Source organism: Polaromonas sp. P1_G4, from assembly GCF_056405475.1.
Map to the genome: position 1 here is coordinate 1 of NZ_JBFUCA010000129.1, position 9,343 is coordinate 9,343.

Annotated in this window: 13 protein-coding genes; 11 read left to right on the forward strand and 2 right to left on the reverse strand. The window is 61.5% G+C overall.

Annotated features, from left to right (window positions below):
* From AC1D1X_RS08675 to AC1D1X_RS08725, 11 genes are all read left to right on the forward strand, one after another.
* A partial coding sequence (locus AC1D1X_RS08675) for an alpha/beta hydrolase (RefSeq protein WP_477698140.1) occupies positions 1 to 597 on the forward strand: 597 nt, incomplete at its 5' end.
* Between the two features lie 32 nt (positions 598 to 629).
* The gene (locus tag AC1D1X_RS08680) at positions 630 to 1,304 is read left to right on the forward strand and encodes a phytanoyl-CoA dioxygenase family protein (protein WP_477698141.1); all 675 of its coding nucleotides are present in this window, start codon (positions 630 to 632) and stop codon (positions 1,302 to 1,304) included.
* A 49-nt stretch (positions 1,305 to 1,353) separates the two neighbouring features.
* Positions 1,354 to 2,187 (forward strand): PhzF family phenazine biosynthesis protein, encoded by an 834-nt coding sequence (locus tag AC1D1X_RS08685; RefSeq protein WP_477671254.1) that lies wholly within the window; start codon positions 1,354 to 1,356, stop codon positions 2,185 to 2,187.
* Positions 2,188 to 2,279: 92 nt separating this feature from the next.
* Positions 2,280 to 3,368 carry a serine hydrolase domain-containing protein gene (locus tag AC1D1X_RS08690; RefSeq protein ID WP_477698142.1) on the forward strand — a complete coding sequence of 363 codons (1,089 nt, stop codon included), beginning with the start codon at positions 2,280 to 2,282 and terminating at the stop codon, positions 3,366 to 3,368.
* Between the two features lie 187 nt (positions 3,369 to 3,555).
* Complete coding sequence (locus tag AC1D1X_RS08695) at positions 3,556 to 4,026, forward strand: tetratricopeptide repeat protein (protein ID WP_477671253.1); 471 nt, start codon at positions 3,556 to 3,558, stop codon at positions 4,024 to 4,026.
* 159 nt (positions 4,027 to 4,185) lie between these two features.
* Entirely contained in the window at positions 4,186 to 4,563 is a 378-nt protein-coding gene (locus tag AC1D1X_RS08700; protein WP_477671252.1) for a DUF6632 domain-containing protein, read from the forward strand.
* A 122-nt stretch (positions 4,564 to 4,685) separates the two neighbouring features.
* Positions 4,686 to 5,264 (forward strand): cupredoxin domain-containing protein, encoded by a 579-nt coding sequence (locus tag AC1D1X_RS08705; RefSeq protein ID WP_477671251.1) that lies wholly within the window; start codon positions 4,686 to 4,688, stop codon positions 5,262 to 5,264.
* Between the two features lie 110 nt (positions 5,265 to 5,374).
* Positions 5,375 to 5,704, forward strand: coding sequence for a hypothetical protein (locus AC1D1X_RS08710; RefSeq protein WP_477671250.1), 330 nt, complete (start codon positions 5,375 to 5,377; stop codon positions 5,702 to 5,704).
* Between the two features lie 24 nt (positions 5,705 to 5,728).
* Complete coding sequence (locus tag AC1D1X_RS08715; RefSeq protein ID WP_477671249.1) at positions 5,729 to 6,583, forward strand: enoyl-CoA hydratase-related protein; 855 nt, start codon at positions 5,729 to 5,731, stop codon at positions 6,581 to 6,583.
* A gap of 98 nt (positions 6,584 to 6,681) precedes the next feature.
* Entirely contained in the window at positions 6,682 to 6,984 is a 303-nt protein-coding gene (locus AC1D1X_RS08720; RefSeq protein ID WP_477671248.1) for a hypothetical protein, read from the forward strand.
* Positions 6,981 to 7,622, forward strand: a complete 642-nt coding sequence (locus tag AC1D1X_RS08725; protein WP_477671247.1) for a hypothetical protein — start codon at positions 6,981 to 6,983, stop codon at positions 7,620 to 7,622. Before AC1D1X_RS08720 ends, AC1D1X_RS08725 begins: the two co-directional genes overlap by 4 nt.
* On the opposite strand, the gene queF is transcribed toward AC1D1X_RS08725, so the two are convergent.
* Positions 7,603 to 8,430, reverse strand: a complete 828-nt coding sequence (queF, locus tag AC1D1X_RS08730; RefSeq protein ID WP_477671246.1) for an NADPH-dependent 7-cyano-7-deazaguanine reductase QueF — start codon at positions 8,428 to 8,430, stop codon at positions 7,603 to 7,605. The two genes, AC1D1X_RS08725 and queF, sit on opposite strands and share 20 nt — an antisense overlap.
* A 70-nt stretch (positions 8,431 to 8,500) precedes the next feature.
* The coding region (locus AC1D1X_RS08735; RefSeq protein ID WP_477698143.1) for an alpha/beta fold hydrolase at positions 8,501 to 9,343 on the reverse strand (843 nt) is incomplete at its 5' end.

Here is a 9,343-nt window from a genome sequence, read left to right on the forward strand (position 1 = left end):
GTCACCGCCCGGCAAACGGCCGGGCCCAAGGCCATCATTTACTTCGGGGGCAATGCCGAAGACGTTTCGCCGAATTTGCCGTCTTTCTCGGAAGCTTTTCCAGGCCATGCCCTCTACCTGCTTCACTACCGCGGTTATGGCGGAAGCACCGGAAACCCCACCGAGGCGGCGCTTCAAAGCGACGCCCTGGCCTTGTTCGACCATGTCAGCCGGATGCATTCGGATGTCACTGTGGTTGGCAGGAGTCTGGGTTCAGGCGTTGCGGTCTGGGTGGCCAGCCAGCGGCCGGCGTCGCGCCTGATTCTGGTGACGCCCTACAACAGCATCGAGGAACTGGCAGCGAAGCGCTTTCCCTGGTTTCCCATCCCCTGGCTTCTTGTCGATAAATTCGAGTCCTGGAAGTACGCGGCCAAAGTCACCGTGCCCACGCTGCTGATTTCGGCCGAATACGATGAAGTCATTCCGAAAGCCAGCACCGACCAGTTGCACGCGCACTTCAAGAATGGCACAGCGGTGCTGAAGATGCTGCCCGGAACCTCCCACAACACGGTCTCGCAGCATCCCCAGTACCTTTTGCTGTTTCAGTCGATGCTGTGAGCATTCAACCCCTCTTTGCAAAACAAGCCGGGATGGACCACGCCGCATTCACCACGCAGGGCTTCGCACTTGTTCCGCAGGTGCTGACTGYCGCCCAGTGTGAATCGGCCGCTTCGCGCCTTGCCGGGATTTCCGCCAACTCGGCGGGAACACGTTGCCTGCTGTCGGAGGCCTGGTGCCAGGCGCTCGCAGCAAGAGTGCGCCGGCACGTGTCAATGGCCCCCTTGGTTCCGGCCGGTTTTGCGGCTGTGCAATGCACCTACTTCGAGAAGTCGGCGTCGCGCAACTGGCTGGTTCCGGTGCACCAGGACCTGAGCATTCCAGTGGCAGATCACGTAGAGCACGCGAGCCTGAGTGGCTGGTCCAGGAAGGAAGGCATTCTTTATGTCCAGCCGCCTGCCGAGGTGCTGGAGCAGCTGGTGGCGGTGCGTTTGCACATCGATGCCTGCGGCCCGGGGGACGGTCCACTGCGGGTGGTTCCGGGGTCACACCTGTACGGCCGCATGCAGGCGAAGGACGCCGCAGCAGCCCGCCAGGCCCAAACCGGGTTCACCTGCACGGCCGGGCAAGGCAGCGCGATGGCCATGCGCCCGCTGCTGCTGCATGCTTCGTCCAGATCCACCAGCGGCAACATGCGCAGGGTGCTGCATTTTTTGTTCGGCCCGCGAGCATTGCCTTTCGGCCTGCGGTGGCAGCGCGCAATATGAATTGCGCCGGACAGGCAAGCAGCCCGCCTTCCATTTCACAAGGAAAACGATGAGTGTCTTGAAGATTGCAGCCTTTTCTGACGGAAACACCGGCGGCAACCCCGCCGGCGTGATGATCGCCGGCCAATTTCCGGATGACCGTGAGATGCAGCGGATCGCTGCGGAGCTTGGCTTCTCGGAAACAGTTTTTGCCGTTGCAAGCGGCGCCGGCTGGCGGGTGCGCTATTTCTCGCCGGAATCCGAAGTGCCCTTCTGCGGCCATGCAACGATAGCCCTGGGCGCAGCACTGGCCCTTCAGCATGGCGATGGCGTGTTTGCGCTGACCCTGAACCAGGCCAGCATCACGGTTGAAGGCCGGCGCAACGGGGAGACGATCACCGCCGCGCTGCAATCGCCGCCCACGCGCAGCCAGGCTGCCCCACAGCCGCTGGTGCTGGCCACCCTGGCGCTGTTCGGCTACACACCGGATGACCTGGACCCGCGCATTGCCCCCGCGCTCGCCCATGGCGGCGCAGACCATCTGGTACTGGTTCTGAAGAGCCGCGACAAACTGGCGACCATGCAATATGACCTGGACACGGGCCGCGAGTTGATGAACAAGGCGGGGCTGGTGACCATCCTGCTGGCCCATGCGCAAACTCCCCGGTTTTTTCACACCCGGAATCCGTTTGCTTCGGGCGGCGTGTATGAAGACCCCGCCACAGGTGCAGCCACAGCCGCTTTTGCAGGCTACCTGCGCGACCTGAAGTGGCCGCACGGCGGCGCCATCGATATCGTGCAGGGTGAAGACATGGGCATGCGCTCGTGCTTGCGCGCCGAAATTCCACCCAACCCCGGCGCCTCGATCAAGGTGTCAGGGACAGCGCGGGTCATGCACGACTGAGTTTGCCGTGCCCGCGAGAAACATCTCGCCTGGCACCAGAAGGCTCTTTGGTTTGGCGATTGATACAACCTTGCGCAAAGATTTGACCAAGAATGAAGCATTTTTTTCTTGCCTCCGTCACGGCCTTGCTGGTTTCGATGCCGGCAGCCGGATGGGCAACAACGCCGGCAGCCCCTGCGCCCGTCTTTCCGGCGAAGGCGTGGGAACCCATTTCCCCCACTTCACTAAGCCCCGCGTGTCATGAGCGCCTGGATGCTGCACGCGACTACTTGCGAACCCTTGATTCCACCGCAGTTCTGGCAGTGCAGGRCGGCCGGGTGTTGTTCAGCTATGGCCCCGTCGATACCGTCAGCATCGTGTTTTCGGCTCGCAAAAGTGTGCTGGCGATGCTGTATGGGAAATATGTCGCAGATGGCACGATCGATCTGGAGAAAACACTGGCCGACCTCGACATTGACGACCTGGGTGGTCTATTGCCTCTGGAGCGCCAGGCAAAGTTGCGCCACCTTCTGACCGCGCGCTCTGGCGTCTATCACCCGGCGGCCAACACAGGCGATGACCTGGCATCGGCGCCACCGCGCGGCTCACAAGTGCCCGGCACTTATTTTCTGTACAACAACTGGGATTTCAACGCTGCGGGCACAGTCTTCGAKGCGCTGACAAATCGCAGCATCTACCGCACATTCGCGGACGATCTTGCGACGCCGCTGCAGCTTGAAGACTTCGACCTCGCTCGTCACCAGCGCACCGGGGACCTTACAAAGTCCCGGCACGCCGCCTATCATTTTTTCTTGTCAACCAGAGACATGGCGCGGCTGGGCTACTTGATGCTCCAACACGGCAATTGGCGCGGCCAGCAACTCATTCCCCCAGAATGGGCCACTCGAATCACCACACCCGTCACCGCGGCCGCGCAAATGCATCCGGCGCGCACGGCCAGCCGTCACTTTGGCTACAGCTACCTTTGGTGGACGCTGGAAGAGCCGGCCGATTCGCCACTAAGTGGCGCTTACATGGCCTGGGGCGTCCATGGGCAATACATCCTCGTGGTACCAAAGCACCGCATGGTCATCGCTCACAAGCGTCAAGTCCCTGTATCCGGCGACTGGAACGTGAGCTGGGTCAAACCGGGCGACTTTTTGACCGCGGTAAAAATGCTGACTTCAGCGCCCTGCCAGTGATCCCACGGCTGCCCAGCTTTCCCCATCAGATGAGAAATCAGCGAGCCTGCCATCGATCAAGCGCAGCCGCCGTGGTGTTTACAAATAAATTACAACTCGCCCTGCATCCGTTTTCCCTGTCATACCGTTTGTATAAGGTGCTGGTTTGCAGCGCGTTTCAATCAACTGATATCTCAAGGAGCCCGACATGAACACTTTTTCCATCCGCAACTTGGTCGCATTGCCCGTCATCGCCCTGGCCCTGGCCGGTGCAGCGTTGGCAGCCGACATCGAAACCACGCCAGCCAAAAACGCCCAGGTCGACGACTTCGCGGCGGGTAAAAAAGCCATCAGCGCCAAGAACTGGTCGGAGGCCGTGAGCAGCTTTAACAAGGTGGTGGCCAAGGACCCGAAAAATGCCGACGCCTACAACTACCTCGGCTATTCCAACCGCTGGATGGGCAAGTACGACGATGCCTTTGCCGCCTATGGCAAGGCGCTGGCGCTGGACCCCAAGCACAAGGGCGCGCTGGAATACTCGGGCATTGCCTATCTGAAGACCAACCAGAAAGCCCAGGCCGACGCGCAGCTGGCCAAGCTGCAGGCGATTTGCGCCACCTGCGAAGAAACCCGCGACCTGGCGAAGGCTGTGGCCGAGTACAAACCGGCTGCCAAGTAAACCGCCCTTGAACCGGACTGCCATTGCGGTGCCATGCGCGCTGCAATGGTTTCTTGTTGCCGTTCACCCCCAGGCCATGCCTCACGGGCTCTCACCTCCAGCGCACACGAGAGCAGGTTTCCGAAATGCGCGATTTCTGATGATCCGAAAGAGACAACAATGACTGACGCTGATCGCATCAAATACCTGCGCATTGCCCTGGTGCTGATAGGGGTGACGTTCACTTTCGGCTTGTGGCCGCTCACCGTCGTCTGGCCTTCAGGCTGGTCGTGGCATGCGGAAGGGCGTTCGTATTACCTGGAGATGATCCTCGCCCTTTATGCAACGCTGGGGATCTTCCTCATGCTCGCCGCCCGTAACCCTCTCTTGCACCGCAGCCTCATCTGGTTTACCGTCTGGTCCAGCATTGCACACGGCGGGGTGATGGCAGTTCAGTCGTTTCAGGGCCACCACAACATGGGGCACCTCTGGGGTGATGTCCTGGCGCTGTTCGCGGTGGCGGCTGTGCTGGCATTGCTGACTCCCCGCGAAGGTTAAGCCGAAAGAATCCCATGCCCAAGCTTATACGCCCTGCTTCCCGGATACTGCCATCTGCTCTGTTTTTCATAGCTGCTTGCGCACTACCCATATGGTCTGCAGCCGGAAACATTTCCATTCAAGTGCTCGACAAGGAAGGCAAGCCGGCGCCGGACGCCGTAGTCGTCGTGGTGCCTTCCGCCAAAACCGGGGCGCCCCAAAGCCCTTTGCCCGCCCAGGTGACGATCTACCAGGAAAAGATGCGTTTTGTGCCGGCAGTCAGCGTGGTGGCGCTGGGCGCCAAGGCCCAGTTCGTCAACAACGATCCGTGGGAACACCATGTGCGCGGCTCGGCCGCCGGCGCAGCGCAGTTCAACGCAACGCCGGGCGAGGGGTTCGAGCTCCGGCTCGACGGCAAGCCCGAAAGCAAACCTGCCAAAACCGCTGATGCCACTTTCAACAAGGCCGGCGCCGTGCTGCTGGGCTGCCACATTCACGGCTCGATGCGCGGCCATGTGTACGTAAGCGAGTCGCCCTGGGCCGTGCTGACAGGCGCCGACGGCGTAGCGCAGGTCGAGCAGTTGCCCGAAGGCGCTGCGCAGATCAAGGTCTGGCATGCCGACCAGTTGATCGACATCGCCCCGCAGGCCTATACCGTGACCGCGTCGCCCGGCAAGCTCACGCTGCAGCTGAGCGTGGTGCCGCGCCGCCGCCGGATTTAGCCGGCCGTATCCAGAAACCTTTCGAGGCTTTTTTTGCTTCTTTCAGGCCTTTCGGGCCGTTGACAGAAGCTTTCACGAAACTTACATTGAAGCTTCCGCACGGAGGCTTTATGTCTGACCCCTCTGACCCGTCCAAGGCATCACTACCTGCCCGGTCGCCGTACTGGCACCCCATCACGCTGGCACAGTTGCAACGCGTCAAGGACTGGCGCGAGGCGCAGCGAGCGGCGCACCCGCTTGAATGCCAGCTCTGGGAGATAGTGCTGACGGCCTGGGTGATGGGCTGGATGGGCTGGCTGCCGGCCTTTACCTTTGAGGCGGCCTGGGCCTACCCGCTGTGCGTGCTCGGCACACTGGCGCCGCGAATGTATGTCTATGTTCGGGCACGGGCGCACATTGCGCGGCGTCTCAGGTGTGACTGGCTGGACCTTGTGGCATAGAGAAGCCTCACTTAGAGTGGCGGCATGAACGCCACCCCCCTCCCCCCTCTTACCTGCTTCACCCTCAACATCACCGGCCACGTCGCCCACCTGGTGCTGAACCGCCCCGAGGCGATGAACACCATGCACCCGAGCTTCTGGCGCGAGCTGGATGCGGCGCTCACGCACATCCACAAGGCCGGCGAGGCGCGCGTGCTAGTGATCTCCAGCACCGGCAAGCACTTCAGCGCCGGCATGGCGCTGGAAACCTTTGGCAGCGACATTGCCATGGACGACAAAAGCCCCGAAGGCCGAGCTGCCATCTTTGACATGCTGGGCGACATGCAGGCCACCTTCACCAAGCTGGAGACGCTGCGCATTCCGGTAATTGCAGCCATCCAGGGCGGCTGCATAGGAGGGGCCGTCGACATGGTGACGGCCTGCTGCCTGCGCTACGCCACGGCCGACGCATTCTTCTGCATCCAGGAAATCAACATCGGCATGGTGGCCGACGTGGGCACCCTGCAACGCCTGCCCAAACTGGTGCCGCTGGCGGTCGTCAAGGAATTGGCTTACACCGGGCGGCGAATGCCGGCGGCCAAGGCGCTGGGCTACGGCCTCGTCAATGAAGTGTTTGACTCGGCCGAGGCGATGCTGGCGGCCGCCATGCAATGCGCCGGCGAGATTGCCACCAAGCCGCCGGTGGCCATCTGGGGCACCAAGCAGGCCATCCACTACACGCGTGACCACTCGGTGGACGACGCGCTCAAGCAGATGGGCTGGCTGCAGGGCGCGATCTGGAGCAATGCGCATGTGCGTGAGGCGGTGACGGCCATGAAGGAGAAGCGCGCGGGCGACTTCAGTGCGCTGGCGCCTTTGAACCATTTCCGCGACCTCTGAGGCCTGCGGCGCCGAGCCGGTGAATCTCCCTCAATTGGAGGATGCAGTAGTGCGATACAAGTTCTAGAGTGGTTTCCCGTGCAACCGAGGAGCTGTTCGTGAAAACACCGCCTTCCGTCCCCACTGCGGCCCGCTTCACATTTACCGTACTGGCCCTGCTGCTCTCGGTGGGGAACAACCATGCGCAGCTCGGAAAGCCGACCTACACAAGACCGGCACCGGCCAAATCAGAACCCACGACCGTAAAACACGATGCAGGGAAAGACAAACCCGTAGCCTATGACAAGTCCGCGAAACAGAGTTCCGAGCTGGGCGTGAGCGGAGGCACCATCTGCCATGTGGATCCCGACCGATGCCCGGACGATCACGTCCCTCCGAAACAGAAAAAGGTGGTGCCATGAGCACAGCCACCGTTGCGGGCACGCTCCGTGCGCAAAAGACGCTTCCTGAACAGCTGCTGCCATGGACGGCATTGCTGGGTGCTCTGGTCGGCGCGGTCTTCAGCGGCGTGCAATACATCGATGCCAAAGACAAAGCCCGGGTTGATCGCGCCTTCGCCTACGTCAATGAATTCAAGTCCGAGGCGATGATGAAAAACCACATCATTGTGCAGGCCGTGAGCGACGCCGTGACCAGCGAATACAAACAGTACCGGGAAGAGCTGGCTCGCGACCCAAGCCTTTCAGCGGAGCAGAAGAAAAAATTCAAGACCCAGTTCTACTTCGACGCCTACATAGGGCGTTACAGGCGAAACCCGGAATTCAGCGCCGCTATCGGGCGGTTGTCTCTTTTTTATGAAGAAATTGCCATTTGCGCCCAAGAAGCGCTGTGTGATCCCAAAACGGTTCTTCGCTTTTTCCAGCAGGGAGCATCGGATTTTCTGGACAACACCAAGCCCATCCTTTGCGAACAGCGCCAGATCTGGAACGATACGGAGGGAACGGTGATTGCACCGGCGCAGCAGATGCTTTTCAAGAAAACCCTCCTTGGCTGCAGCGAATGGTCAGGCCGGTCGCCCGCTACTGCCGGGCAGTCCTGATGCTGGGCGGCAGCGCCTGCGGATGGCTGGTGCGAAACGGATTGATGTCCAGCCCGCCGCGGCGCGTGTAGCGCGCATATACCGAGAGCTTCATGGGTTTGCAGCGCGTCCAGACGTCCATGAAGATGCGCTCCACACATTGCTCATGGAACTCGTTGTGGTTGCGAAAGCTCACCAGGTACTGCAGCAGGCCTTCCTGGTTGATCTGCGGGCCGGCATAGCGAATCTGTACGCTGCCCCAGTCGGGCTGGCCAGTGACCAGGCAATTGCTTTTGAGCAGGTTGCTGGTCAGCGTCTCTTCAACCGGCGGTTCGTCGAACTCGGCAAACAGCAGCTCGGGCGTGGGCGTGAAATGAATGCACTCCACGTCGAGCCGGTCCAGGTTCAGGCCGTCGAGTTCATGCACTGGTTCGCGGTCGAACAGCTCGGGGCCCAGCGTCTTGATGCCCACGCCCATGCCGACAGCACCGTTCAGGTCGGCGCGAATGCGTTCCCGCACATCGCGTGCATCGGCAAAACGCGTGTTGTTAAAGCTGTTGAGGTAAAGCTTGAAGGATTTGCTTTCGACGATGTTGGGTGATTCGCAAGGCACGGTGATGTGGGCCAGTGCCACCTGCGGCTTGCCGCGCATATTGAGCCAGCTCAGCTCAAACGCCGTCCACATGTCTGCGCCGAAAAACGGCGGTGTACCGGTGACGCCGATCTCGGCACGCTTGCCTTCGCGCGGTATCGGGAATAGTAGCGAGGCGTCGTACTGGTCGATATAGGCCGACGATTTGCCGAGCTGGGATTGTTCAGGGGTGTTCATGCACCCATTTTCGCCGCTAACCGCTGCCAGGCTGAAAGCCGCCGTACAAAGCCCCAGGCTATGGGCTGTATCAGCTTGCCGCTTTGAAGTGGGGGATCAGCAGCGCCAGCAAACGGTCAACAACACCCGGCGGCAAATCGTGTCCCATGCCTTCAATGCTTTCAAAACGCGCACCAGGAATGCGTCTTGCCGTGTCCTGCCCGCAGGCCATGGGCACCAGCCGATCTGCCTGGCCGTGCACCACCAGCGTCGGCGCCGTCACCCTGGCAAGTGCCGAGGCGCGCGCACCGTCAGCGGCAACGGCCACCATCTGGCGAAGAACCCCCTGCGGATGGAAGCTGCGCTGCGCCGCAGCAGCGACTTTTTCGCGAATCTCGGCATCGTCCATGGGAAAGCCCGGGCTGCCGATGGCCTTGAGCAGCTTCACCGTGTGGTCGATGGCGGCCTGCACACCTCTGCCGGCAGGCCGGCTGAGCAGCACGCGGGTCACAGCCGGGCTGGCTTCCGGCAGGCCGCGCGCGCCGCTGGAACTCATGATGCTGGTCAGGCTGAGCAGGCGCGATGGCGCCAGCACCGCGACGCGCTGCGCGATCATGCCGCCCATGCTCACACCCACCACATGTGCCTTGCCGATTTGCAGCGCGTCCAGCACGCCCACGGTGTCGGCGGCCATGTCTTCAATGTTGTAGGGCGGCCGGATACGCCAGCCCATACGGAACTTGAGCCCCTCCCACAAAAGGCTAGGCGAGCCAAGGTGGTCAAAGTGCTGCGAAAGGCCGATATCGCGGTTGTCAAAGCGCACCACACGAAAGCCGGCATCAGCGATCGCCTGCACCATGGCCGGCGGCCAGGCAATCAGCTGCATGCCCAGCCCCATGATGAGCAACACCACAGGCCGGCCCGTGGCGTCACC